This is a genomic window from Neptuniibacter sp. QD29_5 (assembly GCF_047778125.1).
Taxonomy (GTDB): domain Bacteria; phylum Pseudomonadota; class Gammaproteobacteria; order Pseudomonadales; family Balneatricaceae; genus Neptuniibacter.
This window is the reverse complement of sequence record NZ_CP180556.1, coordinates 2,695,269-2,717,849: the sequence shown is the minus strand read 5'-3', so window position 1 is coordinate 2,717,849 and position 22,581 is coordinate 2,695,269. Positions and strand designations below refer to the sequence as shown.

Genomic DNA, 22,581 nt, shown 5'->3' with positions numbered 1-22,581 from the left:
CACTAAGACTATTTGGAGGTCGTCATGGCTTATAGTGAGAAAGTTATTGATCATTACGAGAACCCTCGTAATGTCGGCAAAATGAATGATAAAGATGGTAACGTTGGTACAGGTATGGTTGGAGCGCCTGCTTGTGGTGATGTTATGCGTCTGCAGATTAAAGTAAGTGATGAAGGCATTATTGAAGATGCTAAATTCAAAACTTACGGTTGCGGTTCTGCAATTGCATCAAGCTCGCTAGTTACTGAGTGGGTTAAAGGTATGTCTCTTGAAGAGGCAGCTGAGCTTAAAAATACTGCTATCGCTGAAGAGCTAGCGCTACCACCAGTGAAAATTCACTGTTCAGTATTGGCTGAAGATGCAATTAAAGCTGCTGTTGCAGACTACAAAGAAAAACAAGACAAATAAGAATCTGCTTATTTGTTGGGAGAGCTAGACGTTTATGGCAATTACCATGACTGATGCTGCAGCAGATCATGTTGCGCGCTACCTAGAGAAACGTGGCCACGGCGAAGGTATTCGCTTGGGTGTGCGTACTTCAGGTTGTTCCGGTATGGCTTATGTTCTTGAATTTGTTGATGAAGTAAATTCTGAAGATGAAATTTTCAAGGGCCCGCAAGACGTTAAGATTGTGATAGATCCAAAGAGTCTATTGTATCTTGATGGTACTGAGCTGGATTTTGTTAAAGAGGGGCTTAATGAAGGGTTTAAGTTTAACAACCCTAATGTCTCTAGCGAATGTGGTTGCGGCGAAAGCTTTAACGTCTAATTCTTCTTGGCAGAACGATGGATATCAATAAGAATTATTTTGATTTTATCGGCCTGCCGATATCATTTCATGTAGATCAGACAGTATTGTCTGATCTATCCCGTGAACTGCAAAAAACACTTCACCCAGATCGCTATGCGCACAAATCTGAGCGCGAACAACGATTAGCTGTTCAATATATGGCGCATCTAAATGAAGCTGTTGCTACATTGCGCTCACCTTTGCTACGTGCTCAATACCTGCTCTCATTGCAGGGCATTGATACAATTAGTGAGTCCTCTACTGCTATTGATCCCATGTTTTTGATGCAGCAGATGGAGCTTCGAGAGCAACTGGAAGAGATTCCAGATCAGGACGATCCATTTGGTGAGCTTGAGTCTCTGCAGGACGATGTGACTGAATCGTTGGAACAGTTACGGGAACAGTTTGCACAGTGTTATCAGTCAGAACAGTTAGATACTGCTGCTGTCATTGTGCGCAAAATGCAATTTTTAGAAAAACTGATAATCGAGATCGAGCGTCTTGAAGATCGGTTGGATGGCTGACGCAAATATATGGCGCTATTACAGATAGCAGAACCGGGGCAGAGTGAAGCTCCACATCAGCATAAGTTGGCAGTAGGTATTGATTTAGGTACGACCAACTCCCTAGTGGCATCGGTTAAGAGTGGTGAAGCGGTAACTTTGCCTGATCTTGATGGCGAACACTTATTGCCTTCCGTTGTACGTTATCTTCCTTGTGGTAACTCTCAGGTAGGCCGAGAGGCTCGATCGCATGCATCTGAAGATCCATACAATACAATTATTTCTGCAAAGCGTCTTATGGGGCGTGGTGTTGCTGATGTTAAAGCGCTGGGTGATGAGGCTCCTTATCATTTTGAGGCTGAAGACGGCGGTATGCCTTATATTCGCACGGCTGCAGGTAATAAAAGTCCTGTTCAAGTTTCGGCAGATATCCTAAGCAGTTTGGTCGAGCGCGCTGAAGAAGCACTGGGTGGTGAGTTGGTTGGTGCGGTTATTACAGTTCCGGCTTACTTTGATGATGCTCAGCGCCAAGCTACAAAAGACGCCGCTAAAATTGCCAATATCAAAGTACTTCGTTTGCTTAATGAGCCGACTGCAGCTGCAGTAGCTTATGGCTTGGATGAAGGTAAAGAAGGTGTTATTGCTGTCTATGATCTTGGCGGTGGTACTTTTGATATCTCGATTTTGCGCCTGAATAAAGGAGTTTTTGAGGTATTGTCTACCGGCGGTGACAGTGCTTTAGGTGGTGATGATCTTGATTTAGCGCTGGCGCAGTGGTTTGCCGAGCAGCTTCAGCTCGAACAGATAGACAGTCATGCGTCTCGTTATCTGACAGAGAAAGCTAAAGAAACCAAAGAGCTTCTAACAGATAAGCCTCAAGTTAGCGTTGTTTTAGAACTAGGTTCTGAGTGTCATGAGCTGGTAGTTACGCGCGAAGATTTTGATTCTCTAATTGAGCCATTAGTAAAACGCACAACTCGTGCTTGTCGCCGTGCTTTGAAGGATGCAGGTGTTGCAGCAGATGAAGTGCTTGAAGTTGTTATGGTGGGTGGTTCAACTCGTGTCCCCCTAGTGCGTAAACAGGTTCAGAAATTCTTTGGTCGTGAGCCTCATATCAATATCGATCCGGATCGTGTTGTTGCTATCGGTGCTTCAATTCAGGCTGATGTGCTAGCCGGTAATAAGCCAGATAGTGATATGTTGTTGCTGGATGTGATTCCGCTATCGTTGGGTCTTGAAACGATGGGTGGTCTAACTGAAAAAGTTATTCACAGGAATACTTCAATCCCAGTCGCGCGTGCGCAAGAATTCACTACTTACCAAGATGGCCAAACGGCTATGGCGATTCATGTTGTCCAAGGTGAGCGTGAATTAGTTCAAGATTGTCGCTCGCTTGCGCGTTTTGTCTTGCGAGGAATCCCTCCGATGGCGGCGGGTGCGGCTAAAATTCGCGTGACATTCCAGGTTGATGCTGATGGTTTGCTCGGTGTTGAAGCGAAAGAGCTAACCTCAGGTGTGGAAAGTAGTATTCAGGTAAAACCTTCTTATGGTCTTGGTGACAGTGAAATTGCCGAGATGCTGAAATCATCTTATCTCAATGCGGCGGAAGATAAAGATGCGCGTGCATTGAGAGAGCAGCAGGTGGAAGCTGATCGATTGATAGTGTCTTTGAAAGATGCGCTAGCTGCAGATGGTGACAAGTTACTGAGTGAAGGTGAGCGATCTCAGTTAGAAAATGAAATAGAAACGCTGGTAAAAATTCGCCAGGGTAGTGATGTAAGTGCGATTGAGCAGGGAATCTCTGCTTTATCAAAAGCATCTGATGAATATGCCGCACGCCGTATGGATTATAATATTCAACAGGCGCTGCAGGGGCATAGTGTTGATGAACTTGGGGAGAGTGAGTAATGCCGCAGATTATTTTTCTGCCACATGATGAGTTATGTCCAGAGGGTAAAGTGATCGAGGCTGAACCAGGCGTAACGGTTTGCGATGCGGCGCTTGCGAATGGCATCCATATTGAGCATGCGTGCGAAAAATCTTGCGCGTGTACTACCTGTCACGTTGTTGTGCGTGAAGGCTTTGATTCTATGGAAGAATCCGATGAGCTTGAAGATGATATGCTTGATAAGGCTTGGGGTTTAGAGCCTGAGTCCCGTTTAAGCTGTCAGGCTGTAGTTGCTGAAGAAGATTTGGTTGTTGAAATTCCAAAATACACAATTAACCAAGTGTCGGAGCGACACTAAGGAGCTGGTTGTGAGTCTTAGATGGACAGATGTTCTAGATATCGCTATTGAGTTATCTGAAAAATATCCAGATCAGGACCCAATGGTAATTAGCTTCCCGGATCTGTACCAGAAAGTTATGGATCTAGAAGAATTTGATGATGATCCAGATCGTTGTGGCGAGAAAATTCTGGAAGGGATTCAAATGGCTTGGATAGAGGAAATGGATTAATTCCATTAGTCCTTTAAACAAACCCGGCTTGCCGGGTTTGTTTGGTTATGGAGGCTAATATTAGCTACTGTCTTCTGTCATAAGAGTGGCGTATAATTGCGCGCTGATTTCGAGGGGCTATCTAAAAGCCTATTTTCAGCTATCTAAGTTTATGCATGATTTCTGTTTAATTGTGCTTAGATATTGCTGTGCTGGTTTTTAGATATTTCTTTTATTTTAATTTTGGGAGTTAAAACAATGGCTCTAGAACGTACGTTCTCTATCATCAAGCCTGATGCTGTTGCTAAAAATGTAATCGGTAAAATCGTTTCTCGTTTCGAGTCTAACGGCCTTAAAATCGTTGAAATGCAACTGAAACAGCTTTCTAAAGAAGAAGCTGAAGGTTTCTACGCTGAGCACAAAGAGCGTCCATTCTTCGGTGATCTAGTTGAATTCATGACTTCTGGTCCTGTAGTTGTTCAGGTTCTAGAAGGTGAAAATGCAATCGCTCTTAACCGCGAACTTATGGGTGCAACTAACCCACAAGAAGCAGCTGAAGGCACTATTCGTCGTGATTTTGCACAGTCTATCGACGCTAACGCTGTACACGGTTCTGACTCTCCAGCTTCTGCTGAGCGCGAAATCGCATACTTCTTCGGTAAGTAATTACCGTTTGGGCTGTCTGTAATCTAGACTTTTTATAGGCAGCCTGCCTTTGTTACAAAATATGAGTACCTGTCATCCATGACTGAATCCATTAAAAAAGTAAATTTACTCGGTTTATCTCCAACAAAGATGGAAGCTTTCTTTGAGGAAATTGGGGAAAAGAAATTCCGAGCAACTCAAGTACTGAAATGGATTCATCAGCTAGGTGCTTCTGATTTTGAAGAGATGACAAATATCAGCAAATCTTTGCGCCAAAAATTGGCGGAGGTTGCTGAAATCCGTGAGCCTGAAGTCATCATGGAAAAGACTTCTAAAGATGGAACCCGTAAGTGGGTTATCCGTACGGATGGTGGTTCAAGTGTTGAGGCCGTACTTATACCTGATGGTGAGCGCAAAACTCTTTGTGTTTCCTCGCAAGTAGGCTGTTCTCTTGATTGCAGTTTCTGCTCCACCGGCAAGCAAGGTTTTAACAGCAACCTAACAGCGGCTGAGATTATTGGTCAGCTTAGGATTGCGATTCGCTCTTATGGCGATTACAACACGACCTCACAGCGCGTGGTGTCCAATGTTGTAATGATGGGTATGGGCGAGCCCTTAATGAATTTTGAAAATGTTGTCGATGCGATGACATTAATGATGGAAGACAATGCATACTGCCTTTCTAAGCGTCGAGTAACGTTATCAACCGCGGGCGTTGTGCCGGCTATTGATAAGTTAAAAGATGTAACGGATGTTTCCTTGGCTGTATCCCTTCATGCTCCAAATGATGATCTGCGAGATATTTTGGTGCCGATTAACCGTCGTTATCCAATTAAAGAATTGGTGGCTGCGTGTAACCGATATCTTGAAAACTTAAATGATAAGCGTGTTATTACTGTTGAATATACTTTGATCAACGGTGTGAATGATAAGCCAGAGCACGCAAAGCAGTTATTAAAAATTCTGCGTAAGATGCCATCTAAGCTAAACCTGATTCCATTTAATCCATTCCCAAATTCGGGTTATGAGCGTCCATCGGAAGAAAGAATTCTGGCATTTAAAGAAGTAATCGTTCATGGTGGAATTGTAACGACAGTACGACGTACACGTGGGGATGAGATCGATGCAGCCTGCGGTCAGTTAGTGGGGCAAGTAGCAGATAAAACCCGACGCAGTCAAAAATATATTCCTGTTGTCCAAGAAGAACAGCAGGTGCCGCAAAATACGCAATAAGAGGGATAGCGCGTGAGAGGAATCAAACTGGTACTCGCTTTTTTTATGGTGCTAGTCATTGCAGGGTGTGCAACAAAAGGCTCCTCAAATAATAGTGAAAAAAATCAGGCTCATGAAGCTTATACTCGCTTAGGGTTTCAATACCTTCAATCAGGCGATACTTCAAATGCGAAAACTTCTTTTCAAAGAGCTATCGAAATACAGTCAAGTTATGCTGAAGCTCATAATGGCATAGCATTGGCGTTCCAAATTGAAGGTGATGATGCTTTAGCAGAAAAATATTTTCGTAGAGCAGCGGCACTTGAGCCTTCATCCGCAATGATGCACAATAATTTTGGCGCGTTTTTGTTTGCAAAAGGGCGTTACGAAGAAGCGTGTAAAGCCTTAGCGCGAGCGACAGAAGATCCTTTTTATAATCGTCGCTCCCAAGCATTTGAAAATTTAGGTCGTTGTTATCGGCATCTAAATCGAGAAGATGCGGCTAAGCATGCTTTCCAGCGTGCTCTTCAGGTGACGGCTAATAGACCGGTGTCTATGGTTGAGTTATCTGAAATATTGCTTGCTGAAGGTAACTATCCAGAAGCGGATAAGCAGTTTCAAAAATTCTTAGTACTTGTTGAAAGCCGTAGAGTTGAACATTACGCTAAAAGCCTTTGGGTTGGTATTCGTTTAGCAAGAGAAGAGCGTAATGCATCCAGAGCAGCAACATACGCTTTGATATTGAAAAATTTATTTCCTGAATCTAAAGAGTATCAGGAATATAAGGAGTCCACTCGTTGAGCATAGAACAGCAAGAATGTTTGCCCGAAGTATTGGCAGAAGAGTGGGGTGCACGTTTAACCACAGCACGTGAAAATCTATCCTTAAGTATTGAGCAGGTAGCGACAGATCTGAATTTGCCTGCACACTATATCAATCAATTAGAAGCTTGTAGTTTAGAAGGCTTACCAAGCCTGGTTTTTGCTAAAGGCTATATTCGTGCATATGCAAAACTACTTCACCTAGATGATGATCAACTTGTTTCTGAGTTTGAATCGATTCATGGTGAAGGAGGTAAAGGCCAAATTCGTCCAGTCAGCCGCGTTCGTCAGCAAGTTGAAATGAATCACCCCGTGATGAAAGTCTCAACCTGGATAATCGTAGCTGCTTTAATAGGATTGGCCGTTTGGTGGTGGCAGACTCAGCATGGTGGATCTATAGATTTAGCTGTTACTGAAGAAGAGGCCGCTCAAGTAGAATCATTAGCTACACAGACAGAAGATGCGGTAGTAGCAATAGAAGGTGGTACAGCACAGCTCGTGTTGCCAAAGATAGATGACCAGCCTGTATCTGAATCACTGAAAGAAGTGTCTCCTGAGAGTCAGTCTGAAGCCGAGCCTCAGTATCTGACTGATGCGGAGATAAAACAATTGCAAATGACGATTGAGCAAACTGAAGCACAAACAGAAGAGGCTGAAGCTGCGCCTGACTCAGAACCTGCTCCTGCTCCTTCTGTGGCTGACCTAAATGAGGTTGATTTTAGCGCTTCTTTTATCGCAGAGTGTTGGGTGACTATCAAAGATGCTAATGGCAAAACTCTGTTTAATAACTTAAGAGGTAAAGGGCAAAGTCTTAATGTGACAGGTAAGCCTCCGTTGAATGTTTTGATTGGCGCTGCAGATGCTGTGTCTAGTGTGAGCTATAACGGTAAAGCACTTAATCTTGACCCTCACACACGTAAGAATATTGTCCGCTTGACCCTTCCGGTAGCAGAATAATTTTGAATTAAGGTTTTCGTTTTGGCCAAGATTAAAGCCATTCGCGGGATGAATGACATCCTGCCTGAACAAACGCCAGTGTGGCAGTACCTAGAAAAGACAGTTAAAGATGTTTTATCAGCATACGGATATAGTGAAATTCGTATGCCTGTGGTTGAACAAACAAATCTTTTTAAACGCTCTATCGGAGAAGTGACTGATATCGTAGAAAAAGAGATGTATACCTTTGATGATCGCAATGGTGAAAGCTTAACTTTGCGCCCAGAAGGTACTGCGAGTTGTGTCCGCGCAGCAGAAGAGCATGGCTTGTTGTTCAATCAGATGCAGCGCTTTTGGTATCAAGGACCAATGTTCCGTTATGAGCGCCCGCAGAAAGGCCGTTATCGTCAATTTCATCAAATTGGCGTAGAGACCTTTGGTATGGCGTCATCTGATATTGATGCCGAAGTGATCATGCTAAGTGCTCGTTTATGGAAACGTTTAGGTCTTCTCGATTCGGTAACGCTCCAGTTAAATTCTCTAGGTAGTAATGAGGCAAGAGCGGAATACAAAGCTGCACTTGTAGAATACTTAGAGAAGAGAAAGGATCAGTTAGATGAAGACAGTCTGCGTCGTCTTGATTCCAATCCTCTACGTATTCTAGATAGTAAAGAACAGAATACACAGGCGTTACTTGATGAAGCCCCAGTGCTAACTGATTATCTTGATGAAGAGTCGAAAACGCACTTTGCTGAATTGACTGCAATGTTAGATGAGGCTGGTATCGCCTATGAGATTAATCCCCGTCTAGTACGTGGTCTCGATTATTACTGCAAAACAGTTTTTGAGTGGGTGACTGAGAAATTAGGTGCTCAAGGAACAGTATGTGCAGGTGGTCGATATGATGGCTTGGTTAAACAGCTTGGTGGACGTCCAACACCTGCAGTAGGTTTTGCAATGGGTGTTGAACGCCTGATTCTAATGTTGGAAACATTAGATCTGATTCCTGAGAGTGTGAAGCAGCCTTTTGATCTTTATGTGGCAGCTGAAGAGAAAGGTATTCAATCGCGAATCGTATTATTCGCAGATAAGTTACGTGATCAATTCCCAGGTCTAAGGGTTCGTATTCACTGCGGCGGTTTAAAAAATATCAGTCAAAAAGCACAGCAAACGGGTGCGCCTATTGTCCTGTTGCTTAAAGCAAACGATAATCAGCAACTTTCTGGCACAATTTGGCATGACAAAGAGCCTTCATTTGATCTTAATGAAGAACAAATTGTCGATAAGATCAGCGGTCTACGATAAGTCTGATTAGTAAAATACGAACGTAAAAGTCTATTAGATACAGGAGTTAATGGTGGCAGAGTTACGCACCGAAGAAGAGCAGGTCCAGGCACTTAAAAACTGGTGGAATGAAAACGGCAAATCCCTAATTTTAGGCGTTGCTGTGGCATTGGCTGCTGTATTGGGATGGAAAGGCTGGCAAGATCAACAGGCAGCTAAAGCTGAAAATGCATCTATTCTGTATCAAAACCTTCTAGAAGCCGTTGTAGGTGCAGTTGGACCTCAACAAGATGAAGCTCAACTAGCTACTGCTACTCACTTGAGTCAGCAGCTAAAAGATGATTATGAAGGCACGGCATATGCTAATTATGCAGCGTTAATAATGGCCCGTGTAGCTGCAGATAATAATGAGCTACGAAAAGCACTAGAAGAGTTGGAGTGGTTGCTTAAAAACCAGCCAACGGAATCTATGTTTATTTTGGCTAACTTACGTAAAGCACGCATTCTTGCTGCTCAAGGTGAAGTAGATAAAGCACTGACGCTTATTGGTAGTGTGCCAGTGGGTGGTTACAAAGTTGCAATTGAAGAACTGAAAGGTGATCTGTATTTGCAACAAGGTGATGCAGATAAAGCTCGTGCAGCATACAAAATTGCAGTTACAGCGGCGGGTCAAGAAGGTTCTCGACCTATTCTGGAAATGAAACTTAATGACTTGGCATCTGAGGATAGCTAAATGAAGAGCCTTGTTCGTGTAACGGCTGTTGGTCTGTTAGCAGCTGTTGTAAGCGGTTGCGGTTTCTGGGGTGATGACGGGGAAGAGGTTCAACCGACGCCATTAGAGTCATTTGACGCAGAGAAAAAAGTAACGGTACTTTGGTCCACTTCTGCTGGCTCCGGTATGAAGGGGAAATTCCATCAATTTAAACCAGCTATCGATCATGATGCTATTTTTGCAGCGGATGCAGATGGTTCTGTTATAGCCTTTGATTTAGAAACAGGTAAAAAACGCTGGACCGTTGAACTAGAGCAGTCGATTGTTGGTGGCGTAGGTGCTGGATTCGGTAAAGTGGCTGTTACTACTGAAGAGGGCGAGGTGATCGTTCTTGCTACGGATAATGGTAATGAGCTATGGCGTGGTAAAGTTAGTTCGGAAGCAACATCAGCGACTCAGTTTAATGCTGAGCTAGCAGTTATTCAGCTGATCAACGGTAAAATCGTAGCGTTTGAGGCGAGTACTGGCGAAAAGCGTTGGGTTTACGATAGCCAAGTGCCAAGGCTTACTCTACGTGGTACTAGTACGCCAATCGTAGCTAGCGATGTGACTTTTGCTGGTTTGGCGAGTGGTAAGCTGGTTGCATTAGATAACCAAAAAGGTATCCCTATTTGGGAAAACCGTGTCGCGCTTCCGCAAGGCCGTTCTGAATTAGAACGTATGGTCGATATTGATGGTCGTCCATTGCTTGTTGATGGCGTGTTATACGTTACGAGTTATCAGGGACGTTTAGTAGCTATTAATCCATATAGAGCTCAGGTTGTATGGGCGCAGGACGTATCAAGCTACCGTTCAATGGCTGAAGGCTTTGGTAATATCTACGTAAGTGAAGCTGATGATTCTGTACAGGCCTTTGATAGAGGAAGTAGCGCTAGTGTATGGCGTCAAACTAAGCTTCAATATCGAAGCATCACAGCACCTGTTTCTTTAGGTTCTGAAATTGCAGTGGCTGATCGTCAAGGGTACATCCACTTCCTATCACAGATCGATGGCCGCTTTATTGCGCGTCATAAACTAGACTCGTCAGGTGTCTATGGTGATATGGTCGTGAAAGATGATGTCCTTTACGTGCTGACTAATGGTGGTCGATTAGCTGCCCTAAGTTTGCAGTAATTAGATTATAAATTTTCAGGCGGCTATTTGCTGAGCAGATAGCCGCCGTTTTTGTTTTTACCTGCACTTAAAGCAGGAGTGAGTAAAATGCTACCGGTAATTGCGCTAGTTGGTCGACCAAATGTCGGCAAATCTACATTGTTTAATCGTCTTACTCGTTCTCGAGATGCCTTGGTTGCTGATTTGCCAGGTTTGACCCGCGATAGAAAATACGGTGAAGGTCGATTGGCAAATGAAGAACAGGATTACATTGTTGTGGACACCGGTGGTATTACCGGTGATGAACAAGGTATTGATTATGAAATGGCAAAACAGTCGCTTCAGGCAGTCGAAGAAGCGGATGTGGTGCTATTTATCGTAGATGGCCGAGCTGGTATTAACCCTGCTGATGAAATGATTGCGAATTACCTACGTCGCAGTAATAAGCCATTCTATCTTGTAGTTAATAAAACTGATGGTTTAAACCCCGATGTAGTTGTTGCTGATTTCTATGAATTGGGTTTTGGTCAGCCATTCCCTATAGCTGCATCGCATGGTCGTGGTGTAACTCAATTGATTGAGATGGTTCTTGAAGAGCTTCCTGAAGTAGAGGAAGAAACGCAAGAAACCATGGATGAAGTTGATAAGAGTATTAAGATCGCGGTAGTTGGTCGTCCAAATGTAGGTAAATCTACTTTGGTAAACCGTATGCTTGGTGAAGATCGTGTTGTCGTGTTTGATAAGGCTGGTACAACACGTGATAGTGTTTATATCCCATATATAAGGGATGACAAAAACTACACACTAATTGATACGGCAGGTGTGCGTCGCCGTAAAAATATTACAGAGGCGGCAGAGAAGTTCTCTATCGTTAAGACACTGCAAGCGGTTAATGATGCTCATGTCGTTGTGTTTGTGATTGATGCTCGAGAAGGGGTTACTGAGCAAGATATGCACATGCTCAGCTTTGTCATCGATAGCGGTCGTTCTATGGTTATCGCACTTAACAAGTGGGATGGCATGACAGGTGAAGAGAAAGCAAAAGTAAAAGAGCAAATTGAAAGAAAGCTAGAGTTTGCAGATTTTGCGGAAATGCATTTTATCTCAGCATTGCACGGAAGTAATGTCGGCAATATGTACGACTCAGTCGATGAAGCATACGAATATGCAATGGCGAAGTGGTCAACGAGTAAGTTAACTCGACTACTAGAAGATGTGGTAGCTGACCATCAACCTCCAATGGTTAAAGGTCGCCGCATTAAATTGCGTTATGCGCACCAAGGTGGCTCTAACCCACCAGTGATCGTAATTCACGGTAATCAGACAAAATCTCTACCAGGTTCTTATAAGCGATACTTAGAAAATAAATTCATCCAAGTTTTGGGTATTAAAGGCACGCCTATTCGTTTTGAATTCAAGTCGAGTGAAAACCCCTTTGAAGGAAAGCAGAATCTGCTGAGTAGTCGGCAATTGGCTAAAAAAGAGCGTTTCCGTGATCACGTAAGGCAGTTGAAAAAAGCTAATAAAAAGAAAAAAGCTAAGTACAAAAAATGAGCGACAGTTCTAGCCTTCCTATAGGCGTATTTGATTCAGGTGTAGGTGGACTGACTGTACTAAATGCGCTTAGGCAACGTTTGCCTTCAGAGAACCTTCTTTATCTAGGTGATACCGCTCGGGTTCCTTACGGCACTAAAAGTGCTGCATCAGTGACCCGATATGCAGAGCAAGCAGCAACTGCGTTGGTAGAGCGTAAAATAAAACTATTAGTGATTGCTTGTAATACTGCTTCAGCGGTTGCTGTTGAGCCTTTACAAGCAATTTATCCGCAGCTAGCTGTTATGGGTGTGGTAGGTCCAGGGGCTGAGGCCGGTTGTGAAGTAACGCGTAATAACAATATAGGTATTATCGCAACCGAGAGTACGGTTAATAATCAGGCCTATCAAAACGCAATTCTTAAACTAAATCCTGAAGCGTCTGTTTCTGCAGAAGCTTGCTCCTTATTTGTAGCTTTGGCGGAAGAAGGATGGCACGAAGGTGAGTTAGTTGAGCAGATTGTGGGTAAGTGCCTTCAACCACTTAAACATAGAGGCTTAGGTAAAATTGATACTCTTGTTTTAGGCTGTACCCATTTTCCAGCTTTAAAATCGAGTATTTCTGCTGTGATGGGTGAAGAGGTTACTTTAGTTGATTCTGCAGAAACTACGGCAAATGCCGTTGAGAAAACATTAGAAAAATCAAGATTGCTAAATGTCTCATCGAAAAAAGGCGAAGTTGAGTTTTTAGTTACAGATGATCCTTTAAGGTTTGCTCGAGTTGCGACTAACTTTTTTTCTGAAAGTATTGATGTTGGCGAAATACAGCAGGTAGATATTCAGCATTTCAGTACACCAGACTAAATGTACTAAACAGAAGGCGCGGAAGTAAAAACTCAGCGCCTTTTTTGTATCTGTTGACTAGTATTTATACACCGCTGATTAGTCCTTAATCGATTGGTAGCGTTTTGTAAGTTTTTTATAACTTTTTTCAGTTTTTTGAAGATTAGCTGTTGACGCATTTTTAGATGTCTGTAGAATTCGCCGTCCTTGCTTAGGGAGGCCGCTTTTTAAGGGGCTTCAGAGCTGAGTGAGGTGCTTAGTAAGTGATTGAAAACATTGGTTTTTAAGATCGCTTACAGAGCAGGATTCAAAGTCCGGTTGCTGAGTAAAAACTTTTTACAAAATTGCAAAATAAACGGTTGACTTTGAATGAGCGCAAAGTAGAATATGCGCCTCGCTTGAGACGAAACGCTGGTTCAGCGGAGAGTCAAGAAAGCAACGCTCTTTAACAATTTGATCAGATAATTCGTGTGGGCGCTTGTTGAGAAGAAGCAAACTTTTTCTAGACAAGCAACCAAGTGAATTCATTTAAAGCGATTTACAAAGGTTTAACGTTCTTAAGAATGTTATCCGGTTGTTTAGTACTAGAGCCCGTTACCACATTCCTGGTAACACAAATGATTTAAACTGAAGAGTTTGATCATGGCTCAGATTGAACGCTGGCGGCAGGCCTAACACATGCAAGTCGAACGGTAACATGACTAGCTTGCTAGTTGATGACGAGTGGCGGACGGGTGAGTAACGCGTAGGAATCTACCCAGTAGCGGGGGATAAGCCAGAGAAATTTGGTCTAATACCGCATACGCCCTACGGGGGAAAGCAGGGGATCTTCGGACCTTGCACTATTGGATGAGCCTGCGTGAGATTAGCTAGTTGGTGAGGTAATGGCTCACCAAGGCGACGATCTCTAGCTGGTCTGAGAGGATGATCAGCCACACTGGAACTGAGACACGGTCCAGACTCCTACGGGAGGCAGCAGTGGGGAATATTGCACAATGGGCGCAAGCCTGATGCAGCCATGCCGCGTGTGTGAAGAAGGCCCTAGGGTTGTAAAGCACTTTCAGCAGTGAGGAAAGGTTAGTAGTTAATACCTGCTAGCTGTGACGTTAACTGCAGAAGAAGCACCGGCTAACTCCGTGCCAGCAGCCGCGGTAATACGGAGGGTGCGAGCGTTAATCGGAATTACTGGGCGTAAAGCGCGCGTAGGTGGATTGGTCAGTCAGATGTGAAAGCCCAGGGCTCAACCTTGGAACTGCACCTGATACTGCCAATCTAGAATACGGTAGAGGGTAGTGGAATTTCCTGTGTAGCGGTGAAATGCGTAGATATAGGAAGGAACACCAGTGGCGAAGGCGACTACCTGGACCGATATTGACACTGAGGTGCGAAAGCGTGGGGAGCAAACAGGATTAGATACCCTGGTAGTCCACGCCGTAAACGATGTCTACTAGCCGTTGGGAGACTTGATCTTTTAGTGGCGCAGCTAACGCGATAAGTAGACCGCCTGGGGAGTACGGCCGCAAGGTTAAAACTCAAATGAATTGACGGGGGCCCGCACAAGCGGTGGAGCATGTGGTTTAATTCGACGCAACGCGAAGAACCTTACCAACTCTTGACATCCAGAGAAGTTACTAGAGATAGTTTCGTGCCTTCGGGAACTCTGAGACAGGTGCTGCATGGCTGTCGTCAGCTCGTGTTGTGAAATGTTGGGTTAAGTCCCGTAACGAGCGCAACCCTTGTCCTTATTTGCCAGCACTTCGGGTGGGAACTCTAAGGAGACTGCCGGTGACAAACCGGAGGAAGGTGGGGACGACGTCAAGTCATCATGGCCCTTACGAGTTGGGCTACACACGTGCTACAATGGCCGGTACAGAGGGCCGCGAACCTGCGAGGGTAAGCTAATCTCAGAAAACCGGTCGTAGTCCGGATTGGAGTCTGCAACTCGACTCCATGAAGTCGGAATCGCTAGTAATCGCGAATCAGAATGTCGCGGTGAATACGTTCCCGGGCCTTGTACACACCGCCCGTCACACCATGGGAGTGGATTGCACCAGAAGTAGCTAGCTTAACCTTCGGGAGGGCGGTTACCACGGTGTGGTTCATGACTGGGGTGAAGTCGTAACAAGGTAGCCCTAGGGGAACCTGGGGCTGGATCACCTCCTTAAACGAAAGCCGATTCTCGGCAAGCGTTCACACGAATTATCTGATCAGAGAAGTTAAGAGCAACGGTGTAGGCTTGTAGCTCAGCTGGTTAGAGCGCACCCCTGATAAGGGTGAGGTCGGTGGTTCAAGTCCACTCAGGCCTACCAATCAATAGCCTTACTGTTTTTCTTGGGGCTATAGCTCAGCTGGGAGAGCGCCTGCTTTGCACGCAGGAGGTCTGCGGTTCGATCCCGCATAGCTCCACCATCATCCTCTGGATGAGAAGGAAGAGTTTTAAAACATATTGTCGTTTAAGACATTATCTTTTAAAGCTTTTTTGCTTTAAACGCTCTTTAACAATTTGGATTTGATTCATTTGATTTAGATTTAAGACATGTAGTTTTACTGCATGCGCCAATTCGGCGAAATCTATCGTTACTAGCAATACAAGTTACTGTGATTCCAGACGCCTTCGGGTTATATGGTCAAGTGACTAAGCGTGCACGGTGGATGCCTTGGCAGTCAGAGGCGATGAAGGACGTTGTAACCTGCGATAAGGTTCGGGGAGGTGGTAAACAACCTTTGATCCGGACATTTCCGAATGGGGAAACCCACCTATTTATAGGTATCTTTTAACTGAATACATAGGTTATTAGAGGCGAACCTGGGGAACTGAAACATCTAAGTACCCAGAGGAAAAGAAATCAACCGAGATTCCCTAAGTAGCGGCGAGCGAACGGGGACTAGCCCTTAAGCTTTATTAGATTTAACAGAACACTCTGGAAAGTGTGGCCATAGTGGGTGATAGCCCCGTATGTGAAAGGTCTTTTAAAGTGAAATCGAGTAGGACGGCACACGTGAAACGCTGTCTGAATATGGGGGGACCATCCTCCAAGGCTAAATACTCCTGACTGACCGATAGTGAACCAGTACCGTGAGGGAAAGGCGAAAAGAACCCCTGTGAGGGGAGTGAAATAGACCCTGAAACCGTGTACGTACAAGCAGTGGGAGCCGTTTTCGGACGGTGACTGCGTACCTTTTGTATAATGGGTCAGCGACTTACTTTTAGTGGCAAGGTTAAGCATTTGCGGAGCCGTAGGGAAACCGAGTCTTAATAGGGCGTCCAGTCGCTAGGAGTAGACCCGAAACCGAGTGATCTATCCATGGGCAGGTTGAAGATGCAGTAACATGCATTGGAGGACCGAACCGACTGTCGTTGAAAAGCCAGCGGATGACTTGTGGATAGGAGTGAAAGGCTAATCAAACTCGGAGATAGCTGGTTCTCCTCGAAAACTATTTAGGTAGTGCCTCGTGTCTAACCATGGGGGGTAGAGCACTGTTTCGGCTAGGGGTCATCCCGACTTACCAACCCGATGCAAACTCCGAATACCCATGAGTTCAATCACGGGAGACACACGGCGGGTGCTAACGTCCGTCGTGGAAAGGGAAACAACCCAGACCGTCAGCTAAGGTCCCAAAGTTTATGCTAAGTGGGAAACGATGTGGGAAGGCTTAGACAGCTAGGAGGTTGGCTTAGAAGCAGCCACCCTTTAAAGAAAGCGTAATAGCTCACTAGTCGAGTCGGCCCGCGCGGAAGATATAACGGGGCTAAGCATAACACCGAAGCTACGGATGCACTTTGTGCATGGTAGAGGAGCGTTCTGTAAGCTGTTGAAGCGGAAGCTGTAAGGCACCGTGGAGGTATCAGAAGTGCGAATGCTGACATGAGTAACGATAAGGGAGGTGAAAACCCTCCCCGCCGGAAGACCAAGGGTTCCTATCCAACGCTATTCGAGGTAGGGTGAGTCGGCCCCTAAGGAGAGGCTGAAGAGCGTATCCGATGGGAAACAGGTTAATATTCCTGTACTGCTCATAACTGCGATGGGGGGACGGAGAAGGCTAGGCTAGCGCGGCGTTGGTTGTCCGCGTTTAAGATAGTAGGTTTAGAGCTTAGGTAAATCCGGGCTCTTTTAAGACCGAGAATCGATGACGAGGTCCTTTATGGACTGAAGTAGTTGATGCCATGCTTCCAGGAAAATCCTCTAAGCTTCAGGTTATGACTAACCGTACCCTAAACCGACACAGGTGGTCAGGTAGAGAATACTAAGGCGTATGAGAAAACTCGGGTGAAGGAACTAGGCAAAATGGCACCGTAACTTCGGGAGAAGGTGCGCCGGTTTTGGTGATGGGACTTGCTCCCTAAGCTGAGGCCGGTCGAAGATACCAGGTGGCTGCGACTGTTTATTAAAAACATAGCACTCTGCAAACTCGAAAGAGGACGTATAGGGTGTGACGCCTGCCCGGTGCCGGAAGGTTAATTGATGGGGTTAGCGCTTGCGCGAAGCTCTTGATCGAAGCCCCGGTAAACGGCGGCCGTAACTATAACGGTCCTAAGGTAGCGAAATTCCTTGTCGGGTAAGTTCCGACCTGCACGAATGGCGTAACGATGGCCACACTGTCTCCACCCGAGACTCAGTGAAATTGAAATAGCTGTTAAGATGCAGTTTACCCGCGGCTAGACGGAAAGACCCCGTGAACCTTTACTACAGCTTCACAGTGGACTTTGACATTACTTGTGTAGAATAGCTGGGAGGCTTTGAAACCCTGTCGCCAGATAGGGTGGAGCCACCTTTGAAATACCAGCCTGGTAATGTTGAGGTTCTAACCCAGTTCCCTAAGCGGGATCGGGGACATTGTGTGGTGGGTAGTTTGACTGGGGCGGTCTCCTCCCAAAGAGTAACGGAGGAGCACGAAGGTACCCTCAGCATGGTCGGAAATCATGCAATGAGCGCAAGAGTAGAAGGGTGCTTGACTGCGAGACAGACACGTCGAGCAGGTACGAAAGTAGGTTCTAGTGATCCGGTGGTTCTGTATGGAAGGGCCATCGCTCAACGGATAAAAGGTACTCCGGGGATAACAGGCTGATACCGCCCAAGAGTTCACATCGACGGCGGTGTTTGGCACCTCGATGTCGGCTCATCACATCCTGGGGCTGAAGCCGGTCCCAAGGGTATGGCTGTTCGCCATTTAAAGTGGTACGCGAGCTGGGTTTAGAACGTCGTGAGACAGTTCGGTCCCTATCTGCCGTGGGCGTTTGAGATTTGAGAAGAGTTGCTCCTAGTACGAGAGGACCGGAGTGAACGAACCTCTGGTGTACCGGTTGTGATGCCAATTGCATTGCCGGGTAGCTACGTTCGGACGGGATAACCGCTGAAAGCATCTAAGCGGGAAGCCTCCTTCAAGATGAGATCTCACTGGGAACTTGATTCCCCTAAAGGGCCGTTGAAGACTACGACGTTGATAGGTTGGGTGTGGAAGCGCTGTGAGGCGTTGAGCTAACCAATACTAATTGCCCGTGAGGCTTGACCATATAACGCCCAAGGCGTTTGGCAAGTGACTTGTAAGATATGTAAGACGATAGAGAGTAACGAATTAGCGCGTAGTTAAGCTACAGTCGAAGAACTATCTAGATCAAATAAAAGAAGAATCAGATCTAAGTTGTAACAGTTTTGCTTGGCGACCATAGAGTTGTGGAACCACCTGAATCCATCCCGAACTCAGACGTGAAACGCAACATCGCCGATGGTAGTGTGGGGCTTCCCCATGTGAGAGTAGGTCATCGCCAAGCATTTAATTAAGAGAAAACCCCGGTCACGCTGTGATCGGGGTTTTTTCGTGTTGGGCTAAAAATACGGTTAAGAGCAGATAGGACCGGCTTGAAGCGGATAAAACCAGGCAGCTTGGTAAGGATGAGTTGTCTTAATTAATCCTAATATTAAACTGAATGCTGTCCTTAGCTGTCCTTAGCTGTCCTTAGCTGTCCTTAGCTGTCCTTAGCTGTCCTTAGCTGTCCTTTATTGCTGCAGGCTTAGTGTATTAACTATGTCTTCTTTGAGATCTGCATAGTCGAAATCGCTAATTCCAAGAAAGTTTAAGATGGGCATTATCTTGAGAGTATCTTCTTTTGGATCTGGTATACGCCAGAAATGGCGGTAAGCATCGCTGATATCTCGTGCTAAAAGAAGCATGCATAATTTTAGGCGCATCTCTTCTTTCTCGTCAGCTGGTTCTCTGAAGGTTTGTTCGTAATAAGGCTGTCTGCTGATAGCTTCGGCAGTAGATTCGCCTATATTCCATTTTCTAGCCAGCTCAGCGCTTAATTGATAATGGCTCACGCCATATAGAGCAATCTCTTGCTCATTAAGCTCTGTCAAACTTGCGCCATTCAGCTCTCTTAGTTTGTCTTTGAACTCTGGTTTAGCTTGCATTAACAGAGGGATACCGCTGTCATGTAACATGCCTAGTGTATATGTTTCATCTGGATCTAGATTTGTAAACTGATTTGCCAAAGCTGCAGTAATTCGGGCTACTTCTGTTGCAGTGTCCCAAAAGCGTTCCATTGGGCCTATTGCTGAAAGGCTATTTTTTAATGCAGCAAGTTGTACAATATTGAATACACGCTTAATGCCTAAAAGTGCTACAGCACGTTCTACAGAAGATATCTCGGTACGTATACCGAAATAAGATGAATTAACTGTTGCTATAACAGAGCTATATAAAGCTACATCCTGTTTAATTAAATTACATATCCCTTTTATGTCGGGATCCGGCTGTCTCAAGGCCTCAGTAATACCGATGAGTACTTCAGGGCGTGCTGGAATGACATAGCTCGTTGATTGTTCAGAAACAGGAGGCATACAGTCCTTCTCAAATAGTTGTTAAAATACAACTTACTTTATTCAATGGTAGCTGACAATTTTTAATTGTATTCAAAAGCTTAGCTTAGACAAATTATCTGGCTAGGATTATATAATTAACTTTTAGTCTTGCAGATCAAATAGGTCGTTAGATGTTAAATATTGCTGCTTTTACTTTTAACTACGATCAGCTTGAAGATCGCATTTTACTGGTAGGCAATCTAAGTAATGGTCAGCAAAGAATTGATTTCTGGCTAACTCGAAAACTCGTCTTGCGCTTGCTTGACGCTGCTCAGGGCTTGCTAGAAAAGACTGTTAGCGAAATTGTTGATGCCCCAGTACAGCAAAAAATGCATATGGCTCAGTTTCATCACGAAGATGCTCAGCAAGCGCTCCAGGTTCAGCGTGAAAATACAAAAGTTATTGCCGAAAGTGCATTTCTACTTAGTCGTTTGGATATTAGTCATCATGAGGGGCAATATAAATTGTTGTTCTTTTCTGGCAGCGATGAACCTATTGCCGTTAGTGTTTTAAACTATCAGGAACTTCATCAGATCTTTCACCTATTACATCGTGGTGCTGTAGGTCTAGACTGGGGTGTTTCAGCAGAATTGTTTCAATCCTCTAATCAGCCTCAAACTCTACAATGATCGAATCAAAACCTTTCATTGCGCGTGGGTCTAAAACTCAGCGTTGTCAGTCTTGTCTTTTGTCTGTTCGCGCTTGCATTTGTGACTACAAACTTCAGTACGATGCTTTAGCGAGTTTTTACTTGCTTATGCATCATGACGAAACATTTAAGCCTACGAATACGGGTCGTCTTATTGAGGACTGTATTGCCGACACGCAGCGATTTAAATGGTCAAGGACTGAGCCTAGCCAGCGGTTGCTTGAGGCAATAAATCATGAGGCTATAGACCCTTATATTGTTTTTCCTGAGGGCGATGACTATCAGGGTAGGATGGTAGATTTTGAGCTCAAGCCCGGAAAAAAGCCGGTTTTCATCATCCTTGATGGTACTTGGCGTCAAGCTAGGCGTATGTTTAGGCATAGCCGTTATTTAGACCACCTCCCTGTTATCCAACCCCAAGTAACTTCTACCTCTCAGTATAAGTTGCGTAAGGCGCCTGTTGTTGGTCAATTGTGTACGGCTGAAGTCGCTGTTGAAATGTTAAAACTAGCCGGGGATCAAAAAGGGGCTGAAATAATGTCAGATTATTTTTCAGTCTTTAATAGCCATTATCGGGCGGCACGTTTAAATCGACCGCTTGACGATGATGCAGAAGAGAAGAAGCGTTTAAAGACCTATCAGCTCGCTCTGAAGGTTTGATAGGTCTAGGATTTAGCTTTCTAACCAGAAGGTAACTGGTCCATCATTGACTAATGACACGGCCATGTCTGCAGCGAAGATGCCTGTTTCAACGTCCTTGTGCTGTTGTTCGGCTTGCTTTACAAAATAGTTGTATAGCTTTTCACCATGCTCTGGCGATGCGCCGGAAGAGAAGCTGGGGCGAAGCCCTTTTTTAGTGTCTGCAACAATCGTGAATTGAGAGACAACGAGCAGTCCACCATTGATTTGTTGTAGGTTGAGATTCATTTTTCCTTCTTCGTCAGAAAAAATCCGGTAACCAAGTATTTTCTTAAGTAGTTTGTTCGCATCTGCTTCGGTGTCATCTTTCTCAACACCAAGTAGTAATAGAATGCCTTGGTTGATCTTCCCTACGGTTTCAGCGTCTACTTCAACGCTTGCAGATTTGACTCGTTGGATTAGTGCTTTCATATTTAGGTTTTATTGTGTCCGCATGTCTTATGCCAATGAGATGGCGAAGTTATCTGTTGCACGAATTAGATTGTCAGTAATTCCAGGTTCGAAAGCTGAGTGGCCTGCATCTCTTACGATGTGAAACTCTGACTGAGGTAAAGCGTCATAAAGGGCTTGAGCTTGTTCGATGGGGCACACCATATCGTAGCGGCCATGTACGATTACTGTTTTGATTTCTTCTATTTTGGAGCAATTATTAATGATTTGGTTAGGCTCGATAAAGGCTTTATTTATAAAGAAATGTGCTTCTATTCTCGCCATTGCAAGCGCTACGTGAGGGTCTGCAAAATGATCAATGATATCGTTGTTTGGGTCCAGAGTGGAGCAGCGACCTTCCCAAATAGACCATGCTTTTGCTGCAGACATTCGAGCGATCTCATTGGATGAGGTTAAGCGCTTGTAATAGGCTTTGAGCATGTCCTTACGCTCAGTGCTAGGAATGACCTGCTCGTACTCTTTCCAATAGTCGGGGAAAATTGCACTTGCACCCCGTTGATAAAACCAATGGATATCCTGATCACGACAGAGGAAAATTCCTCTAAGAATCATACCGGATACACGGTCTGGATGTGCTTGAGCGTATAGAAGGCTGAGCGTAGAGCCCCAGGAGCCGCCGAATAGTAACCATTTATCCACATTTAGGTGTTTTCTGATTACTTCCATGTCTGCTATTAGGTCAGTGGTCGTATTGTTTGTGAGATCTGAATGGGGTGCAGAGTTGCCGCAACCGCGCTGATCAAACAAAATGATTCGATATTTCTCGGGATCAAAAAAGCTTCGATGTGCTGGTGCAGTCCCGCCGCCAGGGCCTCCGTGAACAAATAGTGCTGGAATACCTTGGGGGTTGCCACTTTCCTCTACATAAAGGTTGTGGGTATCAGAAACCTTTAGCTGAAATTCGTTATAGGGATGTATTTCAGGGTAGGGAATGCGCATATAGCCTCCGGCACAGATCGACGTCCTAGTTTTTAAGTATAGTGAGCTAGTTGTGTCAGAGCTACGGTATTGGAAAATAAAAAAGGCAGCTCAAGGCTGCCTTTTTATCATAGAGAAA

At 44.8% G+C, this 22,581-nt stretch carries 20 protein-coding genes, 2 tRNA genes and 3 rRNA genes; 22 read left to right on the top strand and 3 right to left on the bottom strand.

The annotated features are described in order from the left end of the window. The first annotated feature begins 24 nt into the window (after positions 1–24). The 20 genes from iscU to rrf all read left to right on the top strand — a co-directional run bounded on the left by iscU (position 25) and on the right by rrf (position 18,636). Positions 25–408: a Fe-S cluster assembly scaffold IscU gene (gene iscU, locus ACMXYR_RS12910; RefSeq protein ID WP_415885601.1), complete on the top strand. Its 384-nt coding sequence runs from the start codon at positions 25–27 to the stop codon at positions 406–408. Positions 409–442: 34 nt separating this feature from the next. After that, complete coding sequence (iscA, locus tag ACMXYR_RS12905; RefSeq protein ID WP_415882221.1) at positions 443–769, top strand: iron-sulfur cluster assembly protein IscA; 327 nt, start codon at positions 443–445, stop codon at positions 767–769. A gap of 17 nt (positions 770–786) precedes the next feature. Next, positions 787–1,314, top strand: a complete 528-nt coding sequence (gene hscB / locus ACMXYR_RS12900) for a Fe-S protein assembly co-chaperone HscB (protein WP_415901906.1) — start codon at positions 787–789, stop codon at positions 1,312–1,314. A 9-nt stretch (positions 1,315–1,323) separates the two neighbouring features. After that, positions 1,324–3,201, top strand: coding sequence for a Fe-S protein assembly chaperone HscA (gene hscA, locus ACMXYR_RS12895; protein WP_415901905.1), 1,878 nt, complete (start codon positions 1,324–1,326; stop codon positions 3,199–3,201). Next, the gene (gene fdx / locus ACMXYR_RS12890) at positions 3,201–3,539 is read left to right on the top strand and encodes an ISC system 2Fe-2S type ferredoxin (protein ID WP_415882218.1); all 339 of its coding nucleotides are present in this window, start codon (positions 3,201–3,203) and stop codon (positions 3,537–3,539) included. Before hscA ends, fdx begins: the two co-directional genes overlap by 1 nt. Positions 3,540–3,549: 10 nt before the next feature. After that, entirely contained in the window at positions 3,550–3,750 is a 201-nt protein-coding gene (gene iscX, locus ACMXYR_RS12885) for a Fe-S cluster assembly protein IscX (protein ID WP_415882217.1), read from the top strand. A 237-nt stretch (positions 3,751–3,987) separates the two neighbouring features. Then, positions 3,988–4,395 (top strand): nucleoside-diphosphate kinase, encoded by a 408-nt coding sequence (gene ndk / locus ACMXYR_RS12880; RefSeq protein ID WP_067869919.1) that lies wholly within the window; start codon positions 3,988–3,990, stop codon positions 4,393–4,395. A 78-nt stretch (positions 4,396–4,473) separates the two neighbouring features. Further along, complete coding sequence (gene rlmN / locus ACMXYR_RS12875; protein ID WP_415901904.1) at positions 4,474–5,607, top strand: 23S rRNA (adenine(2503)-C(2))-methyltransferase RlmN; 1,134 nt, start codon at positions 4,474–4,476, stop codon at positions 5,605–5,607. 12 nt (positions 5,608–5,619) lie between these two features. Then, the gene (gene pilW, locus ACMXYR_RS12870; protein WP_415901903.1) at positions 5,620–6,387 is read left to right on the top strand and encodes a type IV pilus biogenesis/stability protein PilW; all 768 of its coding nucleotides are present in this window, start codon (positions 5,620–5,622) and stop codon (positions 6,385–6,387) included. After that, on the top strand, positions 6,384–7,364 hold the full coding sequence (locus tag ACMXYR_RS12865; RefSeq protein ID WP_415901902.1) for a RodZ domain-containing protein: 981 nt from the start codon (positions 6,384–6,386) through the stop codon (positions 7,362–7,364). Before pilW ends, ACMXYR_RS12865 begins: the two co-directional genes overlap by 4 nt. 48 nt (positions 7,365–7,412) lie before the next feature. Next, positions 7,413–8,648: a histidine--tRNA ligase gene (gene hisS / locus ACMXYR_RS12860; RefSeq protein ID WP_415903651.1), complete on the top strand. Its 1,236-nt coding sequence runs from the start codon at positions 7,413–7,415 to the stop codon at positions 8,646–8,648. Between the two features lie 52 nt (positions 8,649–8,700). Further along, on the top strand, positions 8,701–9,360 hold the full coding sequence (locus ACMXYR_RS12855; RefSeq protein WP_415901901.1) for a YfgM family protein: 660 nt from the start codon (positions 8,701–8,703) through the stop codon (positions 9,358–9,360). Further along, positions 9,361–10,512: an outer membrane protein assembly factor BamB gene (gene bamB, locus ACMXYR_RS12850; RefSeq protein WP_415901900.1), complete on the top strand. Its 1,152-nt coding sequence runs from the start codon at positions 9,361–9,363 to the stop codon at positions 10,510–10,512. An 87-nt stretch (positions 10,513–10,599) separates the two neighbouring features. Further along, on the top strand, positions 10,600–12,045 hold the full coding sequence (der, locus tag ACMXYR_RS12845; RefSeq protein ID WP_415901899.1) for a ribosome biogenesis GTPase Der: 1,446 nt from the start codon (positions 10,600–10,602) through the stop codon (positions 12,043–12,045). Then, positions 12,042–12,887 carry a glutamate racemase gene (gene murI / locus ACMXYR_RS12840; protein ID WP_415901898.1) on the top strand — a complete coding sequence of 282 codons (846 nt, stop codon included), beginning with the start codon at positions 12,042–12,044 and terminating at the stop codon, positions 12,885–12,887. Before der ends, murI begins: the two co-directional genes overlap by 4 nt. 603 nt (positions 12,888–13,490) lie before the next feature. Beyond that, positions 13,491–15,030, top strand: a 16S ribosomal RNA gene (locus ACMXYR_RS12835). A 68-nt stretch (positions 15,031–15,098) separates the two neighbouring features. Further along, positions 15,099–15,175 (top strand) — tRNA-Ile (locus ACMXYR_RS12830). Between the two features lie 24 nt (positions 15,176–15,199). Beyond that, a tRNA-Ala gene (locus ACMXYR_RS12825) sits at positions 15,200–15,275 on the top strand. 216 nt (positions 15,276–15,491) lie between these two features. After that, positions 15,492–18,378 (top strand): 23S ribosomal RNA (locus tag ACMXYR_RS12820). A 142-nt stretch (positions 18,379–18,520) separates the two neighbouring features. Then, positions 18,521–18,636, top strand: a 5S ribosomal RNA gene (gene rrf / locus ACMXYR_RS12815). The 16S, 23S and 5S rRNA genes sit together here with 2 tRNA genes alongside, the layout of an rRNA operon. Positions 18,637–18,862: 226 nt before the next feature. Here rrf and ACMXYR_RS12810 read toward each other — a convergent pair. Next, entirely contained in the window at positions 18,863–19,705 is an 843-nt protein-coding gene (locus ACMXYR_RS12810) for an HDOD domain-containing protein (protein WP_415901897.1), read from the bottom strand. A gap of 152 nt (positions 19,706–19,857) precedes the next feature. On the opposite strand from ACMXYR_RS12810, the gene ACMXYR_RS12805 reads away from it, so the two are divergent. After that, complete coding sequence (locus ACMXYR_RS12805) at positions 19,858–20,355, top strand: hypothetical protein (protein WP_415901896.1); 498 nt, start codon at positions 19,858–19,860, stop codon at positions 20,353–20,355. Then, positions 20,352–21,035, top strand: coding sequence for a tRNA-uridine aminocarboxypropyltransferase (locus tag ACMXYR_RS12800; protein ID WP_415901895.1), 684 nt, complete (start codon positions 20,352–20,354; stop codon positions 21,033–21,035). Before ACMXYR_RS12805 ends, ACMXYR_RS12800 begins: the two co-directional genes overlap by 4 nt. 12 nt (positions 21,036–21,047) lie before the next feature. Here the strand turns inward: ACMXYR_RS12800 and dtd are convergent, their stop codons facing one another. Together dtd and pip are read right to left on the bottom strand one after the other, a co-directional pair. Further along, positions 21,048–21,485 (bottom strand): D-aminoacyl-tRNA deacylase, encoded by a 438-nt coding sequence (gene dtd, locus ACMXYR_RS12795; protein ID WP_415901894.1) that lies wholly within the window; start codon positions 21,483–21,485, stop codon positions 21,048–21,050. Between the two features lie 27 nt (positions 21,486–21,512). After that, positions 21,513–22,463: a prolyl aminopeptidase gene (gene pip, locus ACMXYR_RS12790; protein ID WP_415901893.1), complete on the bottom strand. Its 951-nt coding sequence runs from the start codon at positions 22,461–22,463 to the stop codon at positions 21,513–21,515. Positions 22,464–22,581 lie beyond the last annotated feature (118 nt).

Coding starts and splice junctions, on each gene's coding strand:
- iscU (WP_415885601.1), top strand. CDS start 25: ATGGCTTATAGTGAGAAAGTTATTGATCATTACGAGAACCCTCGTAAT.
- iscA (WP_415882221.1), top strand. CDS start 443: ATGGCAATTACCATGACTGATGCTGCAGCAGATCATGTTGCGCGCTAC.
- hscB (WP_415901906.1), top strand. CDS start 787: ATGGATATCAATAAGAATTATTTTGATTTTATCGGCCTGCCGATATCA.
- hscA (WP_415901905.1), top strand. CDS start 1,324: ATGGCGCTATTACAGATAGCAGAACCGGGGCAGAGTGAAGCTCCACAT.
- fdx (WP_415882218.1), top strand. CDS start 3,201: ATGCCGCAGATTATTTTTCTGCCACATGATGAGTTATGTCCAGAGGGT.
- ndk (WP_067869919.1), top strand. CDS start 3,988: ATGGCTCTAGAACGTACGTTCTCTATCATCAAGCCTGATGCTGTTGCT.
- rlmN (WP_415901904.1), top strand. CDS start 4,474: ATGACTGAATCCATTAAAAAAGTAAATTTACTCGGTTTATCTCCAACA.
- hisS (WP_415903651.1), top strand. CDS start 7,413: ATGAATGACATCCTGCCTGAACAAACGCCAGTGTGGCAGTACCTAGAA.
- bamB (WP_415901900.1), top strand. CDS start 9,361: ATGAAGAGCCTTGTTCGTGTAACGGCTGTTGGTCTGTTAGCAGCTGTT.
- der (WP_415901899.1), top strand. CDS start 10,600: ATGCTACCGGTAATTGCGCTAGTTGGTCGACCAAATGTCGGCAAATCT.
- murI (WP_415901898.1), top strand. CDS start 12,042: ATGAGCGACAGTTCTAGCCTTCCTATAGGCGTATTTGATTCAGGTGTA.
- ACMXYR_RS12810 (WP_415901897.1), bottom strand. CDS start 19,705: ATGCCTCCTGTTTCTGAACAATCAACGAGCTATGTCATTCCAGCACGC.
- ACMXYR_RS12805 (WP_415901896.1), top strand. CDS start 19,858: ATGTTAAATATTGCTGCTTTTACTTTTAACTACGATCAGCTTGAAGAT.
- ACMXYR_RS12800 (WP_415901895.1), top strand. CDS start 20,352: ATGATCGAATCAAAACCTTTCATTGCGCGTGGGTCTAAAACTCAGCGT.
- dtd (WP_415901894.1), bottom strand. CDS start 21,485: ATGAAAGCACTAATCCAACGAGTCAAATCTGCAAGCGTTGAAGTAGAC.
- pip (WP_415901893.1), bottom strand. CDS start 22,463: ATGCGCATTCCCTACCCTGAAATACATCCCTATAACGAATTTCAGCTA.